This window comes from Microbispora sp. KK1-11, assembly GCF_006874435.1.
Lineage (GTDB): Bacteria > Actinomycetota > Actinomycetes > Streptosporangiales > Streptosporangiaceae > Microbispora > Microbispora catharanthi.
Map to the genome: position 1 here is coordinate 19,449 of NZ_VIRJ01000015.1, position 24,419 is coordinate 43,867.

The following is a 24,419-nucleotide window of genomic DNA, read 5'->3' on the forward strand; positions in this document are numbered from 1 at the left end:
CCCGGGGCCCCGCGGCCGGGCCGGTGCATCTAGCATCCGGTTCATGACGGTGCCGCCTGTTGAACTCGACGATCTCGCCGATCCCGCAGCGGGGTTCCCGCAGGCCACGCGGGAGCAGTGGAGGACGCTCGCGGCCGAGGTGCTGCGCAAGTCCGGCTGGGACGGTTCGCCGGACGAGGCCGAGGCCGCCCTGACCACCACGACCTACGACGGGGTGGCGGTCGCCCCGCTGTACGACGCCGCGGACCTGCCGGCCGCGCCGCGGACAACGCGCGCGCCGGGCCCGTGGGACGTGCGCCAGCGGCACGCCGACCCCGATCCGGCCGCGAACCGGGAGGCGATCCACGCCGACCTGGAGAACGGCGTCACGTCCCTGTGGCTCGATCTGAACGCGATCGATCCGGCCGCGCTGCCGGCCGTCCTCGACGGCGTCCTGCTCGACCTGGCCCCCGTCGTCCTCGACGCCGGCCCGCGCGCGGCCGAGGCGGCGGAGCATTTCCTGCGCATCGTCGAGGGGGTGGCAGGCGGGGTGGCGCTGCCCGGGGGCAACCTGGGCGCCGACCCGATCGGGCTGGCGGCCCGCACCGGCGCGACCGTGGACACCGGCGCCGCCGTGGCGCTCGCCCGCCGCTGCGCCGCGGACCATCCCGGGCTGCGGGCGATCACCGTCGACGCGCTGCCGTACCACGACGCGGGCGGCGCCGACGCCGAGGAGCTCGGCTGCTCGGTCGCGACCGGCGTCGCCTACCTGCGGGCGCTGACCGACGCGGGCCTGACGGCCGAGCAGGCGTTCGGACAGCTCGAGTTCCGCTACGCCGCGACCGCCGACCAGTTCCTCACCATCGCCAAGCTCCGGGCCGCCCGGCGGCTGTGGGCGCGGGTCGCCGAGGTCACCGGGGTCGCGCGGGAACCCGGCAGGCAGCTTCAGCACGCGGTCACCTCGTCGGCGATGATGACCGTCAGGGACCCCTGGGTGAACATGCTGCGCACGACCGTGGCCTGCTTCGCGGCCGGGGTGGGCGGGGCGGACGCGGTGACCGTCCAGCCGTTCGACGCCTGCCTCGGGCTGCCCGACGCGTTCGCCCGCCGCATCGCCCGCAACACCCAGTCGCTGCTGGTGGAGGAGGCGAACGTCGCCCGCGTGGCCGACCCGGCCGGCGGCTCCTGGTACGTGGAACGGCTCACCGACGACCTCGCCGCACGGGCCTGGGAGTGGTTCCAGGAGATCGAACGGGCCGGCGGCATGGCGGCCGCGCTGGAGCGGCTGGTCCCCGAGCGGCTGGCGGCGACCAGGGCCAGGCGCGCGGACAACCTCGCCCACCGCCGCGACCCGATCACCGGGGTCAGCGAGTTCCCCGACCTCAAGGAGAGACCGGTGTCCCGGCGTCCCGGCCCCGGGCTCGCCGCGGCGTCCCGTGGGGCGTCCGGTGGGGGACTGCCGGTGACGCGCCGCGCCGAGGAGTTCGAGGCGCTGCGCGACCTCGCCGACGCCCAGCCGAGCCGGCCCACGGTGTTCCTCGCCACGATCGGGCCGGTCGCCGCGCACACCGCGAGGGCGACGTTCGCCGCCAACCTGTTCGCGGCGGGCGGCGTCGCGACCGTCACCAGCGGCCCGGGCACCGACCCGGGCGCGATCGCCGCGGCCTTCCGCGACTGCGGCACCCCCGTGGCCTGCCTGTGCTCCAGCGACCGGCTGTACGGCGAGCACGCCGCGGCGGTCGCGGCGGCGCTGCGGGAGGCCGGGGCGCGCAGGGTCTGGCTGGCGGGGAAGGGGGAGTATGAGGGGGTGGACGCCACCCTGTACGCCGGCTGTGACGCGCTCGGGGTGCTCCGCGCGACGTTCGACGATCTGGGAGTGGACCGATGATTCCGGATTTCTCGGAGATTGACCTGGGGTCGGGCGCCGCGGCGACGGACATCCCCGGCGGCCCGGCCTGGGAGACTCCTGTGTGGGAGACGCCGGAGGGTATCGCGGTCAAGCCGTTCTACACGGCGGCCGACCTGGAGGACGGTCCGGCCCTCGAGACCTACCCGGGCGTCGCGCCCTTCCTGCGCGGCCCGTACCCGACGATGTACGTCACCCAGCCGTGGACCATCCGGCAGTACGCCGGGTTCTCCACCGCCGAGGAGTCCAACGCGTTCTACCGGCGCAACCTGGCGGCCGGGCAGAAGGGCCTGTCGGTCGCCTTCGACCTCGCGACCCACCGGGGCTACGACTCCGACCACCCCCGCGTCGCCGGCGACGTCGGCATGGCGGGCGTGGCGATCGACTCGATCTACGACATGCGGCAGCTGTTCGACGGGATCCCGCTCGACCGGATGAGCGTGTCGATGACGATGAACGGGGCGGTGCTGCCGATCCTGGCGCTCTACATCGTCGCGGCCGAGGAGCAGGGCGTCACGCCCGACAAGCTGGCGGGGACCATCCAGAACGACATCCTCAAGGAGTTCATGGTCCGCAACACCTACATCTACCCGCCGGGCCCGTCGATGCGGATCATCTCCGACATCTTCGAGTACACATCCAAGAAGATGCCGAAGTTCAACTCCATCTCGATCTCCGGCTACCACATCCAGGAGGCCGGGGCGACCTGCGACCTGGAGCTCGCCTACACGCTGGCCGACGGGCTGGAGTACCTGCGCGCCGGGGTCCAGGCGGGGCTGGGCATCGACGCGTTCGCGCCGCGCCTGTCGTTCTTCTGGTGCATCGGCATGAACTTCTTCATGGAGGTCGCCAAGCTCCGCGCCGCCCGGCTCCTGTGGGCCCGCCTGGTCAAGGGCTTCAATCCGACCAACCCCAAGTCGCTGTCGCTGCGCACGCACAGCCAGACCTCCGGATGGTCGCTGACCGCGCAGGACGTGTTCAACAACGTCGTAAGGACCTGCGTCGAGGCGATGGCGGCCACCCAGGGCCACACCCAGTCGCTGCACACCAACGCCCTGGACGAGGCGCTCGCGCTGCCGACCGACTTCTCGGCGCGGATCGCCCGCAACACCCAGCTTCTGCTCCAGCAGGAGTCGGGCACCTGCCGGGTCATCGACCCGTGGGGCGGCTCCTACTACGTCGAGCGGCTGACCCGGGAGCTGGCGCGGGCGGCCTGGGGCCACATCCAGGAGGTCGAGCGGGCCGGCGGCATGGCCAGGGCCATCGACCAGGGGCTGCCCAAGATGCGCATCGAGGAGGCGGCGGCCCGCACCCAGGCCCGCATCGACTCCGGCAGGCAGCCCGTGATCGGCGTCAACAAGTACCGCCCCGAGGCCGACGAGCCGATCGAGGTGCTCAAGGTCGACAACACGGCCGTGCGCAACCAGCAGATCGACAAGCTCCGCAGGCTGCGCGAGGAGCGCTCGGCCGGCGCCGTCAACGAGGCGCTGGAGGCGCTGACGAAGGGCGCGGCCGGCGGGGAGAACCTGCTGGAGCTCGCGGTGAACGCCGCAAGGGCCAAGGCCACGGTGGGGGAGATCTCCGACGCGCTGGAGAAGGTCTTCGGACGGCACGCCGCGCAGATCCGTACGATATCGGGCGTGTACCGCGCGGAGGTGGGCGGCGCCGCGGACCGGGTCCGGGAGGCGTGCGCGCAGTTCGAGAAGGCGGAGGGCCGCCGGCCCCGGATCCTCGTCGCGAAGATGGGCCAGGACGGTCACGACCGGGGTCAGAAGGTGATCGCGAGCGGCTTCGCCGACCTCGGTTTCGACGTCGACGTCGGCCCGCTGTTCCAGACGCCCGAGGAGGTCGCCCGGCAGGCCGTCGAGGCCGACGTGCACGTGGTCGGGGTCTCCTCGCTGGCGGCCGGGCACCTGACGCTGGTGCCCGCGCTGCGGCAGGCGCTCGGCGACCTCGGCGCGGACGACATCATGATCGTGGTGGGCGGGGTGATCCCCCCGGGCGACGTCGAGGAGCTGCGCACCGCGGGCGCCTCGGCGATCTTCCTGCCCGGCACGGTCATCGCCGACGCGGCCCTGGAGCTGCTGCGCGAGCTGTCCGCCCGGCTGGGTCATCGGTGATCGCATCGGTGATCGAGGACTACGTCAAGGGCGTGCTGTCGGGCGACCGGCGGTGGACCGCCCGGGCCATCACCCTGGTGGAGTCGACCAGGGCCGATCACCGGGAGATGGCGCAGCGGCTGCTGGTCGAGCTCACCCCGCATGCCGGTAAGGCCCGCAGGGTGGGCGTGTCCGGGGTGCCCGGGGTCGGCAAGTCGACCTTCATCGAGGCGCTCGGCACCCATCTCACCGGGCAGGGGCACCGGGTGGCCGTGCTGGCCGTGGACCCCTCGTCCCGGCGCTCGGGCGGCAGCATCCTGGGAGACAAGACCCGGATGGCCAGGCTGTCGGCCGATCCCAACGCCTTCATCCGGCCGTCCCCCACGGCCGGGACGCTCGGCGGCGTGGCGAAGGCCACACGTGAAGCCATCGTCGTCGTGGAGGCGGCGGGCTACGACATCGTGCTCGTCGAGACGGTCGGGGTCGGCCAGTCGGAGACCGCGGTCGCCGACATGGTCGACACCTTCCTCCTGCTCACCCTCGCCCGCACCGGGGACCAGCTCCAGGGGATCAAGAAGGGCGTGCTGGAGCTGGCCGACGTCATCGCCGTCAACAAGGCCGACGGGGAGCACGAGACGGCCGCGCGCAAGGCGGCGCGTGAGCTGTCCGGGGCGCTGCGGCTGCTGCGCTCGGCCACGCCCGTGCTGACCTGCAGCGGCCTCACCGGCGCCGGACTGGAGGAGCTGTGGGCGCACGTCATGCGCCACCAGGAGGGCGCCGACCTCGCCGCCAGGCGCAGCCGCCAGCAGGTCGAGTGGACCTGGGCGCTGGTCAGGGAGCGGCTGCTGGCCATGCTCCGCGACGCCACAGGGGAGATCGCGCCGGAGATCGAACGACAGGTCCTCGACGGCACCCTCACCCCGGCGCTGGCCGCCGATCGCATCCTGGCGGCCTTCCTGCCCACCGGAGACCCCGCGGACTCCTCTCATGACACCCGGGGGATCACCTTTCCTCCCGGGTGAGAAAGATCGCTACCCGTGTGACCGGGAATGCACTGTTGCACGTTTTCCCGGGCCGAAAGCGTGCCACCATGTGGCCGCTTTCGACTACGGGGAGGTGCGATGAACCACGATCCGATGATGCCGCCGCAGGTGGAACGCGCTCTGCGGGAGTACCGGGCGTTACTGTCCGCGCACGGGATGACCTGGGGAGAGCCGCCGCTGGGCTACGTCCGGATGATGCCGTTCCTGCGGTTTCCCCAGGAGGCCGACCGGATGAGCATCAGGCCCGACCTCGACGCGGAGTTCCGCGACACGCTGGACGGAGAGGTCCCGCGGGGCCTGGTGGCGTTGCGGCTGACCGCGGACGGCCACGGGCTGAAGCACCGCCTGGAGCACGGCCCGGCCCGTCCGCTGCTGTCGCCGGGGCCGGTGCCCGTCGTCCTGCTGGTCGACTCCGCGCTGCCGCACCCGGTGGAGGTGACGGCCGACGGCGTGCCGTACGGGATCGCGGCGGGCGGGGCCAGGCTGCTCGACGTGACGACCGCGACCATGCTCACGGTGGACGGCGAGGAGGTGGACCTGTCGGGGCTGGCCCGGCCCGCGCCGGCCGCGCGGCTGCGGTTGCGCGCGGGCTTCCCGTGCCGGTGGAACGTCACGTCGGCCGACGGCCAGGGGTGGTATCCGGAGGGAGTGCCGGAACGGCGCGACAACGACGACAGGCCGTTCTTCCACGGCGACGACATCGTGCTCGCCGTGCCCTGCGAGCCGGTCACGATCCGGGTCACGCGCGGTATGGAGTACGGCATCGCCGAGACGACGGTCGTCCCCAGGACGGGGGAGGAGACACTGGTCGGGCTCGCGCCGCAGCGGCTGTACGACGCCGCCGCCCGCGGCTGGTACGGCGCCGACCTGCACGTCCACATGAACTGGGCGGGCGACCTGGTCGCCGTCCCGGCGGAGGCGGCCGCCGCGCAGCTCGGCGAGGACCTGCACGTGCTCAACCTCGTCGCGGGGAACGTCGCGGGGGACCGGGTCTACGACCGGGAGGCGCTCCAGCACTGGGCCGGGCGCGACCTGCCGTGGTCGGACGCCGGGCACGTCGCCCGGATGGGCGTGGAGTATCGCAACGACCTGTTCGGGCACGTCCACGTCTTCGGGGTGGCCGCGCCGCCCGCCGTCTACCACACGGGCTTCGGCGCCGACGCCGACTGGCCGCCCAACGCGGCGGTCTGCGGCGACCTGCGGGAGCCGCGCGCGGTCTTGGGATACGCCCACCCCTTCCACGGCCCGGTCTCCTCCCCGGAGGACGTGGCCGCGAACGGGACCAGGAACTGCACCGGCCGTGCCCTGGTGGTGGACGCCGCGCTCGGCCTGGTCGACGGGGTGGAGGTGCTGCACTTCAGCGACCTGTCGTCCGCGCCGGGGACCGCCGAGGTCTACCGGAGGCTGGTCGGCGCGGGCAACCGGCTGGCCGCGCTCGCCGGGACCGACACCATGCTGTCGTTCACCCGCCAGGACACGGTCTCCAGCCCGCCGGGCTGGGAGCGTGTCTACGCCCGCGTGGACGGGCCGCTCAGCGCCGAGTCGTTCGCCGAGGCCGTACGGCGGGGCCGCACGTTCGCCACCACCGGCCCCTGGCTGGAGCTCACGGTGGACGGCCTGGGGCCGGGGGAGACGCTCGACCTGGAGGGCGGCGAGACGGTCGCGATCCGGGCCAGGGCCGTCGGGCCGGAGGTGGAGCGCGTCGAGATCAGGACCGCGGCGGGCGTGCTCGCCGAGGGGCCGGGCCACGAGATCACCGCGTCGCTGTCCGTGGAGGACGCCACCTACGTGGTCGCCGTGGTCCGCGGCGGCCCCCATCCGCGCTCCCCGCGCGGGCGCGCCTACGCCCACACCAGCCCGGTCTACCTCGACGTGCGGGGACGGCGTGTGGCAAGAGAGGAGGACGTGCACTGGTGCCTGCGGTGGCTCGACCTGCTCGACGAGCTGGTCAGGGCCAGGGCCCGCCTGCGGACCCGGGCCCAGCTGCGCGACCACCTCGACCTGATCGAGAAGGCCAGGGCGGTGTACGAATCCCGGCTGTGACCGGAGATCTGTGACCGAAGATCTGTGACCGGAGAGCTGTGACTACAGGTCGAGCGACGAGCCGCCGAAGCGGTCCCGCAGGAACCGGCCCTGGTCCCTGAGCGCCTGCTCGTCCCCCTGGTGGACGGCGTCCGCGATCGCCGACAACCCCGACTCCAATAGGCCGAGCTGCGCCATCAGCTCCTCGTGCGCGCTGCGCTCGCGTGACCCCCGGCGGGTCAGCGCGTACGACCTCGGCAGGTTGGCGTACGCCTCCAGGCTGGTGGGCAGGTAGTCGCGGACGGCCTGGGAGACGACGTGCAGGTGGTCGGGGGCGGAGGTGAGCGCCTCCGCCCTGGCCAGCACGCCGCGCAGGATCGCGGCGAGGTCGCCGACCTTGGCCACGACGTCCTCGGGGAAGCGGGGCGGCGACACCTTGGCCAGGAGGGCGTCGAGGTCGTCCCGCAGCGCCCGCGTCTCGACCTCCGCGTGGGAGATCGTCAGCCGCACCCGGTCGGGCGGGGTGAGCAGGGCGCCCACGCCGTACAGCCCGGCGACGACCACCGGCCACAGCGAGCCGGCGAGGCCGAGGAAGTGCAGCCCGAGGCCGCCGAGTGCGAGGGCGGAGCCGACGATGTTCCGCGTCGAGCCGAGGTAGGACAGGATCCGGTCACTGGTAGCCACGGATCTCCTTGAACGCCGAGGCGAGCGACGCCTGCCGGGCGTCGAACACCGCGCCGCCGGTGAGCGTGGCGACCTGGCGCATCTCGGACACGTCGCTGTCGCCGAACAGCACCACGAATGTGGGGATCCGGGTGCCCAGGGTCCGGTAGAAGCCGGCGAAGTCCTCGTAGGAGGAGCCGTCGGTGTTCTCGCCGTCCGTCATGAGCACGACCGAGGTGAAGTCCTCGCCGCCCGTACCACCCGATCCGCCCGGGCCGCCCCGGACCGTCTCGTACGCGCCGCGCAGGCCGTCGTAGATCGCGGTGCCGCCTCTCGCCGTCAGGACGTCGCCGTACGCGCGGATCCGACGCAGGACCGCCGCGGGATCGCGTTCCGGCACCGTGAACGTGCTCGCCTGGCCGGCCACGGTGTTGAACGGCAGCAGCGTGACGGTCTCCCTGTTGCGGAATCGGGAGAACCGGCCGGAGGCCGAGGCGTCGGCGCCGGTCAGCGCGGCGAGCGCCTGCTTGAGCGCGTCGATGCGGTCGCCCTCCATCGACCCGGAGGTGTCCAGCACGAACACCGTGCGCGACGGGCGGCGCACCTGGTTGAGGTACGCGTTGATCAGCGCGTCTGCGGCGCTGCGCCGGTTGGGGAACGGCAGCTCCAGCAGCGGGGCCGTGCCGAACCTGGCGTCGGGCCGCACCTCGGGCACGATGGGCCGCCGCGCCGTGGTCGTCATGATCTCGCGCTGCACCCCGGGTGTGCGCAGCCAGGCCGTCAGCTTGCCGTACAGCTCCTTCTTGGCAGAGGAGGCGAGCAGCGTGAGCGGGTAGTCGGCGGTGACGACGCCGTCGCCGGGATAGACCAGCGTGAGCGGCTCACCGGAGGCGGTGCGCAGGCCGAGCAGCACGGACTCGTAGTTGATGAGCCCGTCCACGTCCGTGCGCCGCCGGAAGGCGTCGGCGAGCCAGCCGGAGGAGCCTGCGGTGAGGGTCTGCGCGGAGAAGAACCCGGTGAGCCGGGGGGTGACGGCCGCGATCTGGGTCTGGTCGAGCGCCTCGCCCGCGTCCGACAGCGCCGCCGCCACACCGACCAGGGCGGAAAAGCCCGAGTTCGACGACGCGGGGTTCGTCATGCCGAAGGTGAAGCGGTGTTTCCTCGCGGCCTCGGCGATGTCCGTCCAGGTCGCCTGGCCGGTGTCCCAGCCGAGCTCGCGGGCCTTGGCGCGACTGAGGCCGAGCACCACGGGAGAAAGCATGATCTTGGTCTGGGTGGACAGGCGCGCACTCGCCCCGTCGATCAGGGACAGGTAGCGGTTGGAGGAGAACCAGACCGCGTCGTAGCGGCCGTCCGCGCCGCCGTTCGCCACCTGCTCGGCGCCGTCCAGGGTGCCGGTGTAGGAGAGCGACACCTTCACGCCCGCCGCGCCGGCCGCCTTGGCGAGCAGCGGCTCCAGGTCCTTGATCTCGCTGCCCGCGAGGACGCGCAGCACGTCGGGCCCGTCCTCCGGCGGTGCGTCCTCGCCGTTGCCCCCGCAGGCGGCCGTGACGGCGAGCAGCACGGCCATCAGCACGGCCAGCAGCAGGGCTGGGGCGGTCGTGATCGCTCTCCTCACGACCCGGCCTCGTCGCCGCGGCGGGAGCGCTCCAGATAGGCGCGGGCGTGGTCGAGTTCCGCGGTCAGGTTGTCGACGGTGACGGCCATGCTCTCGACGGCCTTGGCCTTGAAGCCGTCGATCATGTCCATCGTCGAGTAGATGTTGTCGAACGCCTTGCTCAGCGCCTCCATGCTCACCGTCGTGGCGGCGGCCTGGGTCTGGATGTCTCCCGCCTGGGTGCGCAGCATCTCGCTGGTCGCGAGGATCAGGTCGGAGGTGGTGGTGTTCAGCGCCGTGATCTGGTCGAGCACCAGCTTCTGGTTGGCGAGGGCCTGGGCCACCGTGACGGCCGTGCGCAGCGCGGCGATCGTCGTGGTGGTGGCCCGCTCCACCCCCTTGATCAGCTCCAGGTTGTTCTTGCGCACCAGGTCCAGCGCGAGGTAGCCCTGGGCCGACACGGCGAGCTGGGTCAGCAGGTCCTGGTGCTTCTGGCGCACGCCGAACAGCGCGTCCGACCGCAGGGCGTTCGCCTTCTCGGGGTCGGTGAGCTCGATCCGGTCGATCCGCCCCTGCAGCTCCGCGTCGAGCGCCGCCGCCAGCACGGCGTACTCCTGGAGCTTCGTCATCGACTCCCAGAGGTTCGCCTTCTCGCCCTCGATGGCGGCGTTGTCCTTGCGTAGCTCGTCCTGCCCGGACTTGAGCGCCCGGATGATGTCGTCGATGTGCTTTTGCGCGCTGCGGTATTTGGCGAAGTAGTCGCGCAGCCGGTCGCCGAACGGGATGATCCCGAGCAGCCGCCGGGTGCCGGCGGTCGCCTGCTTGGGGTCGAGGTCGACGATCGTGCGGCGCAGCGCGACGAGCTGACCGGCGACCCGCGCCTGGCCGTCGGCGCCCTCGCCCTTGGCCGAGGCCAGCGCCGCGACCGGGCGCCTGAGCATCCGGTTGGCCACCTGGGAGGAGGCGCGGATCTCCGAGTCGCCCATCGAGGTGATGTCGTGCACCTTCCTGGTGAACTCCGGCGACCGGTGGTCGAGCGTGGTGAGCTCCTCGGCGAAGCCGGACGCCTTGCGGGCGAGTTCGGCGCCGCGCTCGCCGGGGAGCGGCAGCATCCCGGCCGCCTTCTCGGCCGGTACCGCCGCCACCGGGGCGGGCGGAGTCAGCACCAGATCTTCGGACACGGGTGTCCTCTCTTCCTGGGCAAAGGGGGGGTCAGGACGACGGCTTCGCGCCGGCCAGGTAGCTCCGCTCGATGGTCGAGACGAGGTCTTCCAGCCGGTCGTAGGCGGGTGGCTCGACCACGTCGACCAGGCTTCCGGCGATCGGGGCCTTCGCCTTGGCCGTGAAGTCGGCGAAGACCTTGGGGTCGGCGGTGCGGAAGCCGTATCTCGCGGCGAGACGGGCGAACTCGGGATCCTCCTGCAGCAGCCGCCCGACCTCCGCGGCCCGGTCGGTGAGTGGGACGAGTGTGTGCTTGCTGAGCACGGTCGGCGCGGGGTAGATCAGCCGCATGTCGGGCCGGATGGCCCCGCCGCCCGCGAACAGCCGCGCCGCGTACTGCGCCTCGTAGATCACCACCATCGGCGTCTTGCCGATCCCCAGCGCGAGGTAGTCCTCGAACGGCGCCTCCGTGGAGGACTCCGAGTAGCCCTGGTCGAGGAACAGCGGGGCGACCGTCCGCGCCACCTCGGCGACCTGCGCCCGCGAGGTCACGACGTCGTCGCCGTTGGCCACGTAGCTGGTCGCCGCGAGGTACATGGCGGCCGAGTTCGACGTGCGGACGTCCGTGGTGGTGAGCAGGACCCGCTTGCGGGCACGGTAGGAGACGTTGCCCGGCAGCGCGTCCCAGCGGGTGCCCTTGGCGACGAGGTCGAGGAACCTGTGCAGGTCGAGGACCTGATAACCCGCGCCCGAGTCGTGGACCACGCCCGCCTTCGCGAGCACGTCCACGATCGGCTGGAACGTCGCGATCGCCATCGGCGAGTAGAACGGCGAGTACGTCCGCGCGATCTTGTGCGCCTGCCTGATCTTCTCGGCGGCCGGGACGCTGGAGGGAAAGGCGAAGTCGTACGGGCGCAGGTCCACCGTGGTCGCGATTTCGCGGGATCCCGCGGTGTCGACATCGACCCGCAGTCCGTGCCTGGCGAACGCCGCCCTGACCGCGGGATCGTCGAAGAAGGGCTTCTTCTCCGAACCGATCACACCGCGGACCGTGGCGAGCCGCTCACCGCCGCCGTCCCCGCCGTTGCCCAGCACGAGGGCAAGGACGACGGCGGCGCCCAGCGCCAGCGCCAGCCCGACCCCGATCCAACGCTTCATCCACGCTTTCCTTCGCCCCGTGGCCCTGATCCCCGTATTCCGGATTATGGGAGATGGCGGGAATGAGCGAGCGAGAGGAGAAGGGCGCGACTGAGAATTCAGGAAATGCTCATTGTGAAGTAATCGAGAATACCGCTATATCACCTTTTGGCGATAGAACGGCGTCAGCGGAACCGGCGGGTGGCGGCAAGGTAGGGCAGGCACGCCAGGGCCAATCCCGCGCAGACGGCGAGCGCCACGGGCGGGCCGACCGGAAGCAGGGCGCCGGCCAGTGCCGTGCCGAGGCCGATCCCGGCGTACAGGGCCGAGGAGTTCAGGCCGACGACCACGGCGGTCTCCCCGGGCGCGGCGTTGATCAGCCGGACCTGCTGCGCCGGGGTCTGGAACCAGGTCGCCGCGCCCCAGGCCGCCATCAGCGCGGCGGTCAGCGGCAGCCAGTGCGTGCCCGCCCCGGCCGCCCAGGTGGCGGCGGCCAGCGTCACGGTGAGCACGGCGAACCCCACGGCCTGCACGGGGATGGGCCCGTGCCGGTCCACCATGGCGCCCGCCAGCAGGTTGCCCGCGACCGCGCCGACGCCGTACAGGAACAGCAGCCAGGTCTCCGCCCCCGCTCCGGCCCCGAGTGCGCGCATCACCGGAACGGCGAAGGCGTAGAGCCCATAGCCGGCGGCCAGGCCGAGCACGGTCAGCGGCAGCACCGCGACCACCCCCGGTCGCCGCAGCGCCGCCAGCCGTTCCCGCAGCGGGATGCGCGGGTTGCCCGGCAACGCGGGCATCGCGGCGAACACGCCCAGTGCGCAGACCACGCACAGCGCCGCGACCAGGCCGAGCGCCGCGCGCCAGTCGAGGATCTTCCCGGCCAGGTTGCCCAGGGGCACGCCGAGGGCGGTGGCGACGGTCAGGCCGCCGACCACCACGGCCAGCGCCCTGGCCCGCTGCGCCGGCGCGACCAGCGACGCGGCCACCGCGCCCGCGTTCGGGGTGAACGCGGCGGCGCCGGACGCGGCCAGCACCCGCGTGACCATCAGCGCGCCGAAGTTCGGCGCCAGCGCCGAGGCGAGGTTGGCCAGGGCGAGCACGGCCAGGGCGCCGACCAGCAGGGCGCGGCGCGGCATCCGGGCCAGCGCGGTGGCCAGGACGGGCGACAGCACGGCGTAGGCGACGGCGAACGCCGTCGCCGACTGCCCGGCGGTGCCCTCCGTCACGCCCAGCGAGTGCGCCATCGCGGGCAGGAACCCGGCCACCACGTACGCGTCGGTCCCGACGGCGAACGTCCCGAGGGCCAGAACGAGGGTAGGGCCGAGGGTAGGGCCGAGGGTAGGGCCGAGGGTAGGGCCGAGGGTCGAGCCGAGCCCGCGCGGCGCGGCCTCCCGCGCGCTAATGGGGACATTCAATGTCCCTGTTTTGTCCATGAGAACGCTCCGTGCCAAGGTGGGGGATCAGTCGGTCATGCGGCCGTAGTTGCGGCGGGTGCGCGCCGCGCCGGCGGGGGCCTCGTCCATGAGGTCGGCGATCGTGCGGCCGGCCAGTTCGCGCCGCCACGCCAGCTCGGCCCGGCGCATGAGGCCGGAGATGCCGCAGGGCCGGTCGAACTCGGAGCCGGCGTCACGCCCGCTCACTCCGCGCTGCCGGATCTCCGTGCAGCGGAACGCCTCCAGCGGCCCCTCCACGGCGGTGACGACGTCCATCACCGTGATCCGATCGGGTGGGCGGGCGAGCGACCAGCCGCCCCGGACGCCGGGGGTGGAGGTGAGGATCCCGGCGCGGGCGAGTGGCTGCAGCCGCTTCTTCAGGTACTCCTGCGGCAGGTCGAACCAGGCGGCCAGCCGGCGGATCGACACGGGGGCCTCGTCGTCGAGCCAGCCCAGCGTCACGCAGCAGTGCAGTCCCCATTCGACGCCCTCGCCCATCCGCATAACCGGGACTATACACATCCCGGTTTGTCGCGGAGGCGGCGGAGGGGTCAGGCGAACAGCGTGCGGCCCCAGTAGTCGCCGCCGTCGACCACCCCGGGCGGGCAGGCGAACAGGCCGCTGGAGACGTGCTTGATGTACTCGTTCAGCGCGTCCTTCTGGGACAGCATCCGCTGGATGGGGACGAACTGCTTGCGGGGATCGCGCTGGTAGGCCATGAAGAACAGGCCCGCGTCGAGCCGCCCGAGGCCGTCGGATCCGTCCACGAAGTTGTAACCGCGCCGCAGCAGCCGCGCGCCGCCGTGGGCGTCGGGGTGCGCGAGCCGTACGTGCGCGTTGGCGGCGATCACCGGCGTACCGTCCGGGCCCTTCTTGGCGAAGTCCGGCGCGTCGAACTCCCCGTGCCCGGTGAGCGGCGCGCCCTTGCCCTTGTCGCGGCCGAAGATGGCCTCCTGCTCGGCCAGCGGGGCGCGGTCCCAGGTCTCGATGTGCATCCGGATCTTGCGGGTGACCAGGTAGGTGCCGCCGTCCATCCAGGCCGGGCCGTCGCCGGGCGCGGCCCACAGGTGATCGCGCAGCATGGCGGTGTCTTCGAGCTTGAGGTTGTTGGTGCCGTCCTTGAAGCCCATGAGGTTGCGCGGCGTCGTCTGCGCCCGCGAGGTGGACGAGGTGCGCCCGAACCCGAGCTGCGAGTAGCGCACGGAGACCTTGCCGAAGCCGATCCTGGCGAGGTTGCGGATGGCGTGCACCGCCACCTGCGGGTCGTGCGCGCACGCCTGCACGCAGATGTCCCCGCCGGAGATGCCGGGCTGCAGGTCCTCGCCGGGGAAGGCGGGCAGGTCGGCGAGCGCGGGCGGCCTGCGGTCGGCGAGACCGAACCGATCGTCGAACAGCGACGGGCCGAAGCCGACGGTCAGCGTCAGCCCGGAGGCGGGCAGGCCGAGCGCCTCGCCGGTGTCGTCCGGCGGCGCCTCGGGCGCCCCGCCCACGGCGCCGAACGTGCCGGCGTCCTTGCCCTGGGTCATCCGGGCCGCGGCGGCGGTCCACTCCTGGAGCAGCTCCACCAGTTCGGCCTTCTTCTTCGTGGTCACGTCGAACGCCACGAAGTGCAGCCGGTCCTGGGCGGGAGTGGTGACGCCCGCCTGGTGCGGGCCGTAGAAGGGCACGGGGTCGGAGGCCGAGGCCGCGTGGGCGACCGGCTCCTCCGCGAACGACCGCGTGACGACGGCCCCGGCCCCGACGGCGGCCACGCCCGCGGCACCGAGGCCGAACAGCCGCCTGCGGCTGATGCCTCCGTCCTGCGAGCTGCGCGGGCTCATCGGGCCACCACCGAGGCCACCTTGCTGATCGGCTCGGCCAGGGCGTTGATCGCGTCGGACAGCGCCTTGAGGTCGTCCTTGGACAGGTCCGTGTGCAGCTTCCAGCCGTCGCCGCTGCGGTGGGCGGCGAGCGCGTTCTCGGCGTCGGCGAACTTCGCGTCGAGCGTCTTCACCAGCTCGGTGTCGCGCTCCTCCAGCACCGGGCGCAGCGCCTGGACGGCGGCCTTCGAGCCCTGCAGGTTGGCGTCGAAGTCCCACAGGTCCGTGTGCGAGTAGCGGTCCTCCTCACCGGTGATCTTGCCGGTGGCGACCTCGTCGAGCAGCCCCTTGGCGCCGTTGGCGAGCTGCACGGGGGAGAGGTCGACCGTCGCGGACTTCGTCACGATCGTGTTCACGTCGGCCATCAGCTTGTCGGCGATCGGGCCGTCGCCGCCGACGTCCTTCTTGACCCACAGGTCCTTCTCGATGCGGTGGAAGCCGGTCCACTCCTCGCCGTCGGCCACGTCGTTCTCCCGCGCGTCGATGGCCGGGTCGAGGTCGCCGAAGACCTCGGCGACCGGCTCGATCCGCTCCCAGTAGGTGCGGGCGACCGGGTAGAGCTCCTTGGCCTTGGCCACGTCGCCGGCCTTGACCGCCTGGGTGAACTCCTTGGTCTTTTCGAGCAGCGTGTCGGACTGGCTCTTGATGTAGCGCTTGTAGCTGGCCACGGCCTCGGCGAGCTTGGCGTCGCCGGTCAGCGGCTTGTGCTCGCCGCTGACCTTGAGGGGACCGCGGATGCCCTTGCCGGTCATCCCGGGCTTGCAGGCGGTCTCGTACACGCCCGCGGGAAGTTCCACCACGACCTCGCGGGTCAGGCCGGGCACGATGTTCTCGACCTCGCCCATGACCCGGTCGCCCGTCGCGTACACGTAGAACTCGGTGACCTTCGTGCCGTTGTTGGTGATCGAGAAGGTCGAGGTGCCTGCGGCCAGGTCGGACTTCGCCACCTTGCACTCGGTGTCGGTGGCGGCCACGGTGATCTTCCCGTCGCCGGCCGCGGTCGCCTCGGTCGTGGTGCCGGAGCCCGTGGACGAGCATGCGGTGAGACCGGCGAGGGTCAGCGCGGCGGCGGCCAGGACGGTGGGGGTGCGCATTTCGGTGGACTCCGGTCAGGAAGCGGGCTGGGGAGACTTGGAGGCGGGGCTCGCCGGCGTCTTGGCCGCGGGCCGCAGGAACAGGATGAGGACGGGAACCAGGTAGACGACCCAGGCGACGGCCTCCAGCACGCTGGGCTGCGGGGTGATGTTGAACATCCCGCTCAGCAGCGTCGAGTACCAGGCGCTGGGGTCGAGCACGCCGCTGATGTCGAAGGCGTAGGTGTTTCCGCCGGGCACCAGTCCCGACTCCTGCAGGTCGTGCACGCCGTACTTGAAGATCCCGGCGGCCACCAGGACCAGCAGCAGGCCCGTCCAGGTGAAGAACTTCGTGAGGTTGATCCGCAGGGCGCTGCGGTAGAGCCCCCAGCCCAGCGCGACCGAGGTGAGCAACCCGAGCGTGATGCCGATCAGCGGGCTCGCGCTGCTGGTCGCGCCCTGGACGGCGGCGAACCACAGCAGGGCGGTCTCCAGCCCCTCGCGGGCGACCGACAGGAACGCCACCACGACCACGGCGGTGGCCCCGAGTTCCAGGGCCGCGCCCATCTTCTCCCGCAACTCGCCCGACATCTTGCGGGCCGTCGTGCGCATCCAGAAGATCATGAAGGTGACGAAGACGGTCGCCGCCAGGGATGTCACGGCGTCGAACATCTCCTGCTGCTGCGTGGCGAGGTGGGCCGCGGTGAAGGTCAGCAGCGCGCCGAACCCGACGGAGAGGAGGACGGCGACGCCGACGCCGGCCCAGACCATGGGCAGCCGCTCGCGGCGGCCGCTCTTGACGAGGAAGGCCACGAGGATGGAGACCACAAGAGAGGCCTCGAGGCCCTCTCGAAGGCCGATGAGGTAACTCGCGAACACATCGTCCTCCGGACGGTCGGTAAGCCTAACCTAACTTAGGGCAGGTTCACCTTACCGACAAGGTCCCGAACCCGTGGAGCGGGGTAGGTCTTTTGTCACCTTCAGGGACGGGTGAGACCAGGGCCCGCCTTCGCCGGCAAGGAGGACGCCGGGTGGCGGCCCGGCGCCCGGCCGATTAATTCGATGGCATCCCTTCCCCGGCCCGCGTTATGGTGACGGACGTCCTGCCGCCGCACCCTGGAGGGTCACTTGGAGCTCTGAGGTCTCGACACCGCGTCCACGGCCGCCATCGGTGGTCCGGCGCAGCGACCTCAGGCAGACCCTCGCCTCGCGGCCCGTGCCCGCGGTGTCTCCACGGTTGTTCACCATTCCGCCCTTGGGGATACCCGGAGCCGCCTCATGTCTCATTCCATTGTCTGTACGGATCTGTCGTTCTCCTGGCCCGACGGGACGTCCGTCTTCGAGGAGCTCGACTTCGCGTTCGGCGCCGGCCGGACCGGGCTCATCGGCGTCAACGGCAGCGGCAAGTCCACCCTGCTCAAGCTGATCGCCGGAGAGCTGACCCCGGCGAGCGGCTCGGTGTCGGTCACGGGGCGGCTGGGCTACCTGCCGCAGAACCTCCCGCTCGGCGCGAGCCGTACGGTGTCCGACCTGCTGGGGATCACACCCGCGCGGGAGGCGCTGCACGCCATCGAGCGGGGCGACCTGAGCGAGGCGAACTTCGACGCGGTGGTCTGGGACGTCGAGGAGCGCGCCCGCGCCGAGCTCGACCGCCTCGGGCTCGCGGGGGTGGACCTCGACCGGACGGTCGCGACGCTCTCGGGCGGCGAGACCGTCATGGTCGGCCTCGCCGCGCGCTTTCTCGCCGAGCCCGACGTGCTGCTGCTCGACGAGCCGACCAACAACCTCGACCTCGACGCCCGGCGGCGCCTGTACGACGCCGTCTCGTCGTGGACGAGGACGCTGGTCGTCGTCAGCCACGACCGCACGCTGCTCGACCTGGTGGACCAGATCGCCGACCTGCCCGCCCGCCGTACGTTCGGCGGCACACTCGGCGAGTACGAGGAGGTGCTCGCGGTCGAGCGGGAGGCCGCCGAACGGACGGTGCGCGCGGCCGAGGGCGACCTGCGCCGCCAGCGGCGCGAGCTGGCCGAGGCGCAGACCAAGCTGGCGCGGCGGGTGCGCTACGGCAACAAGATGTACGAGCAGAAGCGCGAGCCGAAGATCATCATGCAGGAGCGCAAGCGCCAGGCACAGGTCTCGGCGGGCAAGCACCGCATGATGCACGAGGAGAAGGTGGCGGCCGCCCGCGAGCGGCTGGCCGAGGCGGAGGAGGCGGTGCGCGACGACGCCGAGATCCGGGTGGAGCTGCCCGCCACGGCGGTGCCGGCCGGGCGCACCGTGCTCGAACTGGACGGCCTGCGCACGGCCGCCGGGCCGATCGGCGACCTGGTCGTCCGCGGCCCGGAGCGGGTCGCCCTGCTGGGGCCGAACGGCTCGGGCAAGACGACCCTGCTGCGCACGATCCTGGGGGAGATCCCGCCGGGTGAGGGCTCGGTCCGGCTCAACGTCCCGGTGCGCTACCTGCCGCAGCGGCTCGACGTGCTCGACGACGCGCTCAGTCTGGTCGACAACGTGCGGGCGGTCGCGCCCGCGGCGTCGGTCAACGCGGTCAGGGCCGGGCTCGCCCGGTTCCTGTTCCGGGGCGCACGGGCCGAACGGCCGGCGGGCACGCTGTCGGGAGGCGAGCGCTTCCGCGCCGTGCTGGCCTCGCTGCTGCTGGCCGAGCCCGCGCCGCGGCTCCTGCTGCTGGACGAGCCGACCAACAACCTCGACCTGGCCAGCGTGCGCCAGCTCGCGCAAGCGCTGTCGGCCTACCGGGGGGCGCTCGTGGTGGTCTCCCACGACCTGCCGTTCCTGGAGTCCATCGGCATCACCCGGTGGCTCACCCTGGGCCCGGAGGGGGCGACGTCGTCGGCGTGAACACGTGTTGACAGCGTGCGCTCACCGGCTGACAGTGTTTCGCGTGATCTCCCCCCGGACCTTCTCACGCACCGTCCCGGCCGGCGCCGTCGCCGTGCTGGCCGCGTCCTTCACGCTCGCGGCCTGCACGGGATCGCCCGGCGGATCGGGAAAGGCCGCCTCCAGTGAGGAGGCGGCGCCGTCCGCCGCCGCCTCCGGCCCACCGGCGTTGACGCCGGAGGCGTACCGGAGCGCCCTCGACGCCGCCGGCCGCCCGGCCCGCACGACGCTCGCCGCCATCGCCAAGGCGCGGACCTTCCGGTCGCTCCATCAGCGCATCGACCGGGCGGAAAGCGCCCTGGAGTCCGCGCTGGAGCGGCTCGGCGGCCTGCGGCCTCCCGCGGACGTCGCCCCCGAGCACGCCGACTACGTCGCGGCGCTGCGCGGCCTGAACGGCAGGCTCGGCGCGCTCGACGAGGACGTGACGTCGCACGCCCTGTGCAGCGGGACGGCCGTGCTGGCCGGGCTCGGCCGGTCGGGCGAGTTCAAGGACTTCAAGGCTTCCGCGGGCGACCTCGCGAAGGCCGGAGACTACCCGGTGGTCCAGATCAAGCCGCCGGCCCAGCGCGCCCGCCGCCTCGGCAACGGCGCGACGCTGCTCTCGGCGATCCGCGGCGGCCGGGGCAGCCTGACCGTGAAGAACGGCGGCACGCAGGACGGCGTCGTGACCCTCGTGCGCGGAGGGCGCAAGGCGGTCAGCTTCTACGTGCGCAAGCGGTCGACCGCGAAGGTCGCGAACATCAAGGACGGCACCTACCGCGTCTACTTCACCACCGGCGTGGACTACGACAGGGGCACCCGCGCCTTCACCAGGAACTGCGGCTTCTCCAAGTTCGACGACGCGCTGAAATTCCAGACCGTCTACGCCGGGTACAGCGTGAGGTGGAGCGACTGGACGCTCACCCTCGACGCGGTGTTCGGCGGGAACGCCACCACGAGCGAGGTGGACCCGGACGCCTTCCCGGGATGACCGGACACGCGGAGGCAGCGGCCCGGATCCGGGCCGCGGCCTCCGTCTGAAGCCTCCGTGCAGGGGTCAGCTGGAGAACAGCATGCCGACCCAGCTGTTGCGCCGGTGGCCGTAGTGGCCTCCGTGGTGGCCGCCCCAGGCCGGCCCTCCGTGCGCCGGCGGCGGGGGAGCGTAGTGCTGCTGGGCCCACTGGGACTCCATCCGGGTCAGCGTCTCCAGCTCGCCGTAGTCCAGGAAAATCCCCCGGCAGTTGTCGCACTGCTCGATGTGGACCCCGTTGCGGTCGAACGTCCGCATCCGTCCACGGCACTTGGGGCACTCCATGTGACGAACTCTCCCTCGGTCAGGTCTCGGCCTCCGCGGCCGCGACGATCCTCCCACAGGCGGACACCAGGGCCTCGGCGGCGTCGTCGGGCGGTTCCCCCGCCCGCGCCGCCGTGGCCACCGCCGTCGCGGCCAGTTGGACGGTCAACGCCCGGGCCGGCGCGTCGAGTTCCCGCCACGGGTCGTCCGCGGAGACGGCGGTACCGCCCGCCGCGAGGTAGGCGGTCAGGAAGCGCTCCCAGTCCCGCGGGTCGAGCAGGCCGGCGGCGAACCACGCGGCCGGGCGGGCCAGGTCCCAGGCGGGGTCGCCCGCGCCCAGGTCGTCGGGGTCGATCAGCAGCCACGCGCCGTCGTGCCGGACGATCTGGCCGAGGTGCCAGTCGCCGTGTGTCAGCGCGCCGCCCTCACGGACCGGCGGCAGCGTCGCGTACGCCGCCCGGATGGGCGCCGCGACGGGGTCCGGGACGCCGGCCGCCGCCAGGTCGGCCATCGCCTTGGGTAACCGTGACGGTCCTCCGGCGGGCGGCAGCTCCGGGGGCGCCGGGCGGGAGTGCAGCAGGGCGAGCAGCCGGCCGCCCTCCTCCCAGGGGGTCGTCCCCGCGTCGACGTCGGCGATGGTCAGCGGCTCGCCGGCGGGCCAGATCGTGACGAGCCTGCCGTCCAGCCGTTCGAGGCCGAGAGGGGCCAGCATGACGCCGGGCAGGTTCGCGGCGGCGTCCAGGCGGGCGCGCAGGGCGCGTTCGTCGGTGCCGGGGGGATGGGCCTTGACGACGACGTCGCCTGCCCTGACGACGAGCACGCGGGTCTGCTTGAGCACCGTCACCGGCCCGTCGCGGCGCGCCAGCCGCGCCAGTTCCTCGATCACGGAGGACACCCTAGGGTGCCGTTATGAGGATTGGGTTTTCGGTGCCGGTGTCGGGCTCGTGGGCGACGCCGGAGAACATGAGGCGCATCGCGCGCCGCGCGGACGAGCTCGGCTACCACGGGGTGTGGACGTTCCAGCGCCTGCTCTATCCCGTCGGCCACCCGATGGGGCCGGTCTACCGGAGCGTGCACGACCCGGTCGTCGCGCTCGCGTACCTGGCGGGCGTCACCGAGCGGGTACGGCTTGGAGTGGCCGTGCTCAACCTGCCCTTCGTGTCCCCGGTCCTGATGGCCAAGCAGCTCGCCTCCCTGCAGGAGGTGTCCGGCGGCCGGCTCGACGTGGGCCTGGGGCTCGGCTGGCTGCCCGAGGAGTTCGCCGCCTCCGGCGTGCCGATGGAACGGCGGGGCAGGCGCGGCGAGGAGTACGTCGCGCTGCTGCGGCGGCTGTGGACCGAGGACGTCGTCGAGCACAAGGGCGAGTTCTACGAGGTGCCGCGCTCGCACCAGGACCCCAAGCCGGCCACGCCGCCGCCGGTGATGCTCGGCGGCACGGCCCGGGTGGCGCTGGAGCGGGCCGGGCGGATCGCCGACGGCTGGATCAGCTCAAGCCGCGCCGATCTGGACACGATCGACCAGCAGATCGCCATCGTGAAGGAGGCGGCCCGGAGGGCGGGCCGCGACCCCGGCGCGCTGCGGTTCGTCGTCCGCGGCGTCACCCGCGTCCGCCCGTCCGACGAGGGCCCGCTGACCGGGTCGTACGACAAGATCCGGCGGGACGTCGAGGCGCTCGCGGCCAAGGGCGTGACCGAGGTCTTCCACGACCTCAACTTCGACCCCGAGATCGGCAACCCCGAGGCCGACCCCCGCGACTCCATGCGCCGGGCCGAAGAGGCGCTCGAAGCCCTCGCTCCCGCGGAGCGCTGACGTCCTGGGCGGACGCCCGCTCAGGCGGGCGTCCGCGACGCGCGGCTCAGGAGCAGTTCCACCTGATGCCCTGGTAGTTCAGCCCGTTGCCCCACTTGTACGTCCGGTAGTGACCAGGGCGCACGATGTAGCACGGGCTGTCGGGCCCCACACGCCGGACGGAGAAGGAGACGGTGTAGCCGCAGTTGTTGGTCACCTTCACGGTCTGGGTGACGTAGCCGGACGAGTGGTTGACGCGCGCGCAGCTCGCGGCGCTCGCGGACGCCGGGGCGGCGGACGCGGCGCCGGCCTGAGCGGCGGCGGCCGCGGTCAGCAGCGCCGCCGCGGACAGGGTCAGGACACCGTTGCGGATCCCCCGTGGAAGCATGGTCCATCCTTTCGCCGGATGACCCGGAAGGGCCCCTCCCTTCCGGTCTCCGTCGTTTTGGATGACCGGCGGTCCGCCGATGTTCACGGTCTGCGCGACTTTTTTCTGCGACCGCTTCCGCCGGGGATCAGGGGATGTGGCTCAGGGGATCATGCCGTAGGCGCGGGCGATCAGCTCGTAGGAGCGCAGGCGCGCCGCGCCGCCGTGGACCTGCGTGGTGATCATCAGTTCGTCGGCCCCGGTGCGCTTGCGCAGCTCCTCCAGCCCGTCCCGCACGGTCTGCGGGTCGCCGTGCACCACCGTCGACAGCCGTTCGCGGACGAACTCCCGCTCCATCGGCGTGTACGGGTACGCCTCCGCCTCCTCGACGGTGGGCGTACGGCCGGGCCGGCCCTGGCGCAGGCGCAGCCACGACAGCGCGCCCGGCATGGTCTGGCGCAGCGCCTCCTCGTCGGTGTCGGCCGCGACGGCCGCCACCCCGATCAGCGCGTACGGCCGGTCGAGCACCTGGGAGGGCCGGAACGAGGAGCGGTAGAGGTCGAGCGCGGGCTCGGTGTTGCCGGCGCTGAAGTGGTGGGCGAAGGCGAACGGCAGCCCGAGCAGCCCGGCCAGCCTGGCGCTGAACCCGCTGGAGCCGAGCAGCCAGATCGGCGGCCGGCCCGTGGTCGCCGAGTCGGCGCCGCCCGGCACGGCCCGGATCTTCTCGTACGGATGGCCGGACGGGAAGGAGCCGTCGAGAAAGCCGGTCAGCTCGGCCACCTGCTGGGGGAACTCGTCGGGGTCCACCTCGGCCGAGCGGCGCAGGGCGTTCGCCGTGGCCATGTCGGTGCCGGGGGCGCGGCCGAGGCCGAGGTCGATGCGGCCGGGGTGCAGCGCGTGCAGCGTGCCGAACTGCTCGGCGATCACCAGCGGGGCGTGGTTGGGCAGCATCACGCCGCCGGAGCCGATCCGGATCGACCGGGTCGCCGCCGCGAGGTGGGCGATGAGCACGGCCGGAGAGGAGCTGGCCACGCCGGGCATTCCGTGGTGTTCGGCGACCCAGATGCGGTGGTAGCCCCACTCCTCGGCCCGGCGGGCCAGTTCTGTCGCGTCGCGCAGCGCCTCGGAGGGCGTGGAGCCCTCTCCGACGGTCGCGAGCTCCAGGATCGACAGTGGCGCCTCGGCTGTCCCGCGCGGCACTCCCCGAATGTTGTCGTCGCTCATGTTCGGCCCAACCTGAGGTCGCATCAGGATATTTCCGGACCCGGTGAGGGATGTGCTTCGCCGCACCGTCACCTGCCATGCTTGGACACATGAGCGAGCGAAAGCCCATCGAGTCGTGGCTGTCCGACATGGACGGGGTGCTGGTCCACGAGGGGCAGCCGGTGCCGGGTGCCGACGAGTTCATCAGGCGGCTGAAGGAGTCGGGGAAGCGGTTCCTCGTCCTGACGAACAACTCGATCTACACCCCCCGCGACCTGTCCGTACGGTTGCGCGCGGCAGGGCTGGAGGTGCCGCCCGAGGCGATCTGGACCTCCGCGCTGGCCACCGCCAAGTTCCTCGCCGACCAGCGGCCCGAGGGCTCGGCGTACGTGATCGGCGAGGCGGGGCTGACCACGGCCCTGCACGAGGTCGGCTACGTGCTGACCGATCTCGACCCGGACTACGTGGTGCTGGGCGAGACCCGCACCTACAGCTTCACGTCGATAACGCGGGCGATCCGGCTGATCGACAACGGCGCCCGCTTCATCGCGACCAACCCCGACCCCATCGGCCCCTCGACCGAGGGCTCGCTGCCGGCCTGCGGCGCGGTGGCCGCGATGATCACCAAGGCGACCGGAGTGGAGCCGTACTTCGTCGGCAAGCCCAACCCGATGATGATGCGCAGCGCGCTCAACCGGATCGACGCGCACAGCGAGACCACCGCGATGATCGGCGACCGCATGGACACCGACGTCGTCTGCGGCATCGAGGCCGGCCTGCACACGATCCTGGTGCTCACCGGCGTCACGCAGAAGGACCAGATCGACCGGTATCCGTTCCGGCCCACGCAGGTGGTCAACTCGGTGGCCGACCTCATCGACCTGGTCTGAACCTGACGTGGTCTGTCACGTATAG

21 protein-coding genes are annotated in these 24,419 nt (G+C 72.4%); 8 read left to right on the forward strand and 13 right to left on the reverse strand.

Going from position 1 to position 24,419, the window contains the following annotated elements; translation table 11 throughout:
• Positions 1 to 43 precede the first annotated feature (43 nt).
• From FLW16_RS21715 to FLW16_RS21730, 4 genes are all read left to right on the forward strand, one after another.
• Entirely contained in the window at positions 44 to 1,867 is a 1,824-nt protein-coding gene (locus tag FLW16_RS21715) for a methylmalonyl-CoA mutase family protein (protein WP_142561949.1), read from the forward strand.
• Positions 1,864 to 4,005 carry a methylmalonyl-CoA mutase gene (gene scpA, locus FLW16_RS21720; protein WP_142561950.1) on the forward strand — a complete coding sequence of 714 codons (2,142 nt, stop codon included), beginning with the start codon at positions 1,864 to 1,866 and terminating at the stop codon, positions 4,003 to 4,005. Before FLW16_RS21715 ends, scpA begins: the two co-directional genes overlap by 4 nt.
• Positions 4,002 to 5,006, forward strand: a complete 1,005-nt coding sequence (meaB, locus tag FLW16_RS21725; protein ID WP_396686749.1) for a methylmalonyl Co-A mutase-associated GTPase MeaB — start codon at positions 4,002 to 4,004, stop codon at positions 5,004 to 5,006. Before scpA ends, meaB begins: the two co-directional genes overlap by 4 nt.
• Positions 5,007 to 5,105: 99 nt before the next feature.
• Positions 5,106 to 7,070, forward strand: a complete 1,965-nt coding sequence (locus FLW16_RS21730) for a CehA/McbA family metallohydrolase (protein WP_142561951.1) — start codon at positions 5,106 to 5,108, stop codon at positions 7,068 to 7,070.
• 42 nt (positions 7,071 to 7,112) lie between these two features.
• Here the strand turns inward: FLW16_RS21730 and FLW16_RS21735 are convergent, their stop codons facing one another.
• The 9 genes from FLW16_RS21735 to efeU all read right to left on the reverse strand — a co-directional run bounded on the left by FLW16_RS21735 (position 7,113) and on the right by efeU (position 16,851).
• Positions 7,113 to 7,733: a hypothetical protein gene (locus tag FLW16_RS21735; protein WP_142561952.1), complete on the reverse strand. Its 621-nt coding sequence runs from the start codon at positions 7,731 to 7,733 to the stop codon at positions 7,113 to 7,115.
• On the reverse strand, positions 7,720 to 9,330 hold the full coding sequence (locus tag FLW16_RS21740; RefSeq protein WP_260615455.1) for a VWA domain-containing protein: 1,611 nt from the start codon (positions 9,328 to 9,330) through the stop codon (positions 7,720 to 7,722). The genes FLW16_RS21735 and FLW16_RS21740 overlap by 14 nt, the downstream gene beginning before the upstream one ends.
• Complete coding sequence (locus tag FLW16_RS21745) at positions 9,327 to 10,490, reverse strand: toxic anion resistance protein (protein ID WP_260615456.1); 1,164 nt, start codon at positions 10,488 to 10,490, stop codon at positions 9,327 to 9,329. The genes FLW16_RS21740 and FLW16_RS21745 overlap by 4 nt, the downstream gene beginning before the upstream one ends.
• 31 nt (positions 10,491 to 10,521) lie before the next feature.
• Positions 10,522 to 11,628 carry a hypothetical protein gene (locus FLW16_RS21750; RefSeq protein ID WP_142561953.1) on the reverse strand — a complete coding sequence of 369 codons (1,107 nt, stop codon included), beginning with the start codon at positions 11,626 to 11,628 and terminating at the stop codon, positions 10,522 to 10,524.
• 164 nt (positions 11,629 to 11,792) lie between these two features.
• Positions 11,793 to 13,022, reverse strand: coding sequence for an MFS transporter (locus FLW16_RS21755; RefSeq protein ID WP_221891212.1), 1,230 nt, complete (start codon positions 13,020 to 13,022; stop codon positions 11,793 to 11,795).
• Positions 13,023 to 13,067: 45 nt separating this feature from the next.
• Complete coding sequence (locus tag FLW16_RS21760) at positions 13,068 to 13,544, reverse strand: Rrf2 family transcriptional regulator (protein WP_142561955.1); 477 nt, start codon at positions 13,542 to 13,544, stop codon at positions 13,068 to 13,070.
• 47 nt (positions 13,545 to 13,591) lie between these two features.
• On the reverse strand, positions 13,592 to 14,860 hold the full coding sequence (gene efeB / locus FLW16_RS21765) for an iron uptake transporter deferrochelatase/peroxidase subunit (RefSeq protein WP_142561956.1): 1,269 nt from the start codon (positions 14,858 to 14,860) through the stop codon (positions 13,592 to 13,594).
• Positions 14,857 to 15,993, reverse strand: coding sequence for an iron uptake system protein EfeO (efeO, locus tag FLW16_RS21770; RefSeq protein WP_142561957.1), 1,137 nt, complete (start codon positions 15,991 to 15,993; stop codon positions 14,857 to 14,859). Before efeO ends, efeB begins: the two co-directional genes overlap by 4 nt.
• A gap of 15 nt (positions 15,994 to 16,008) precedes the next feature.
• Positions 16,009 to 16,851, reverse strand: a complete 843-nt coding sequence (gene efeU / locus FLW16_RS21775; protein ID WP_142561958.1) for an iron uptake transporter permease EfeU — start codon at positions 16,849 to 16,851, stop codon at positions 16,009 to 16,011.
• Between the two features lie 399 nt (positions 16,852 to 17,250).
• Here efeU and FLW16_RS21780 point away from each other — a divergent pair, with 399 nt between their 5' ends.
• Both FLW16_RS21780 and FLW16_RS21785 read left to right on the forward strand, forming a co-directional pair.
• Entirely contained in the window at positions 17,251 to 18,834 is a 1,584-nt protein-coding gene (locus FLW16_RS21780) for an ABC-F family ATP-binding cassette domain-containing protein (RefSeq protein ID WP_142561959.1), read from the forward strand.
• Positions 18,835 to 18,877: 43 nt separating this feature from the next.
• Complete coding sequence (locus FLW16_RS21785; protein ID WP_142561960.1) at positions 18,878 to 19,843, forward strand: hypothetical protein; 966 nt, start codon at positions 18,878 to 18,880, stop codon at positions 19,841 to 19,843.
• Between the two features lie 66 nt (positions 19,844 to 19,909).
• Here the strand turns inward: FLW16_RS21785 and FLW16_RS21790 are convergent, their stop codons facing one another.
• Together FLW16_RS21790 and FLW16_RS21795 are read right to left on the reverse strand one after the other, a co-directional pair.
• On the reverse strand, positions 19,910 to 20,167 hold the full coding sequence (locus tag FLW16_RS21790) for a zf-TFIIB domain-containing protein (RefSeq protein WP_079319226.1): 258 nt from the start codon (positions 20,165 to 20,167) through the stop codon (positions 19,910 to 19,912).
• A gap of 19 nt (positions 20,168 to 20,186) precedes the next feature.
• Positions 20,187 to 21,032: a phosphotransferase family protein gene (locus FLW16_RS21795; RefSeq protein WP_260615457.1), complete on the reverse strand. Its 846-nt coding sequence runs from the start codon at positions 21,030 to 21,032 to the stop codon at positions 20,187 to 20,189.
• A gap of 23 nt (positions 21,033 to 21,055) precedes the next feature.
• Between FLW16_RS21795 and FLW16_RS21800 the strand changes: the two genes are divergently transcribed.
• Complete coding sequence (locus FLW16_RS21800) at positions 21,056 to 21,955, forward strand: TIGR03619 family F420-dependent LLM class oxidoreductase (protein ID WP_142561962.1); 900 nt, start codon at positions 21,056 to 21,058, stop codon at positions 21,953 to 21,955.
• Between the two features lie 46 nt (positions 21,956 to 22,001).
• On the opposite strand, the gene FLW16_RS21805 is transcribed toward FLW16_RS21800, so the two are convergent.
• Positions 22,002 to 22,322, reverse strand: a complete 321-nt coding sequence (locus tag FLW16_RS21805; protein WP_142561963.1) for a hypothetical protein — start codon at positions 22,320 to 22,322, stop codon at positions 22,002 to 22,004.
• Between the two features lie 141 nt (positions 22,323 to 22,463).
• Positions 22,464 to 23,525, reverse strand: a complete 1,062-nt coding sequence (locus FLW16_RS21810) for an LLM class flavin-dependent oxidoreductase (protein WP_142561964.1) — start codon at positions 23,523 to 23,525, stop codon at positions 22,464 to 22,466.
• Positions 23,526 to 23,614: 89 nt separating this feature from the next.
• Here FLW16_RS21810 and FLW16_RS21815 point away from each other — a divergent pair, with 89 nt between their 5' ends.
• A complete protein-coding gene (locus tag FLW16_RS21815; RefSeq protein WP_079319985.1) occupies positions 23,615 to 24,394 on the forward strand; it encodes an HAD-IIA family hydrolase in 780 nt (259 codons plus the stop codon).
• Positions 24,395 to 24,419 lie beyond the last annotated feature (25 nt).

Bases quoted from the DNA above. Each gene is read 5' to 3' on its own strand.
- FLW16_RS21760 (WP_142561955.1), bottom strand. From the start codon at position 13,544: ATGCGGATGGGCGAGGGCGTCGAATGGGGACTGCACTGCTGCGTGACG.
- FLW16_RS21715 (WP_142561949.1), top strand. From the start codon at position 44: ATGACGGTGCCGCCTGTTGAACTCGACGATCTCGCCGATCCCGCAGCG.
- FLW16_RS21815 (WP_079319985.1), top strand. From the start codon at position 23,615: ATGAGCGAGCGAAAGCCCATCGAGTCGTGGCTGTCCGACATGGACGGG.
- FLW16_RS21780 (WP_142561959.1), top strand. From the start codon at position 17,251: ATGTCTCATTCCATTGTCTGTACGGATCTGTCGTTCTCCTGGCCCGAC.
- efeB (WP_142561956.1), bottom strand. From the start codon at position 14,860: ATGAGCCCGCGCAGCTCGCAGGACGGAGGCATCAGCCGCAGGCGGCTG.
- FLW16_RS21750 (WP_142561953.1), bottom strand. From the start codon at position 11,628: ATGAAGCGTTGGATCGGGGTCGGGCTGGCGCTGGCGCTGGGCGCCGCC.
- FLW16_RS21810 (WP_142561964.1), bottom strand. From the start codon at position 23,525: ATGAGCGACGACAACATTCGGGGAGTGCCGCGCGGGACAGCCGAGGCG.
- FLW16_RS21805 (WP_142561963.1), bottom strand. From the start codon at position 22,322: ATGCTTCCACGGGGGATCCGCAACGGTGTCCTGACCCTGTCCGCGGCG.
- FLW16_RS21790 (WP_079319226.1), bottom strand. From the start codon at position 20,167: ATGGAGTGCCCCAAGTGCCGTGGACGGATGCGGACGTTCGACCGCAAC.
- efeO (WP_142561957.1), bottom strand. From the start codon at position 15,993: ATGCGCACCCCCACCGTCCTGGCCGCCGCCGCGCTGACCCTCGCCGGT.
- FLW16_RS21730 (WP_142561951.1), top strand. From the start codon at position 5,106: ATGAACCACGATCCGATGATGCCGCCGCAGGTGGAACGCGCTCTGCGG.
- FLW16_RS21800 (WP_142561962.1), top strand. From the start codon at position 21,056: ATGAGGATTGGGTTTTCGGTGCCGGTGTCGGGCTCGTGGGCGACGCCG.
- scpA (WP_142561950.1), top strand. From the start codon at position 1,864: ATGATTCCGGATTTCTCGGAGATTGACCTGGGGTCGGGCGCCGCGGCG.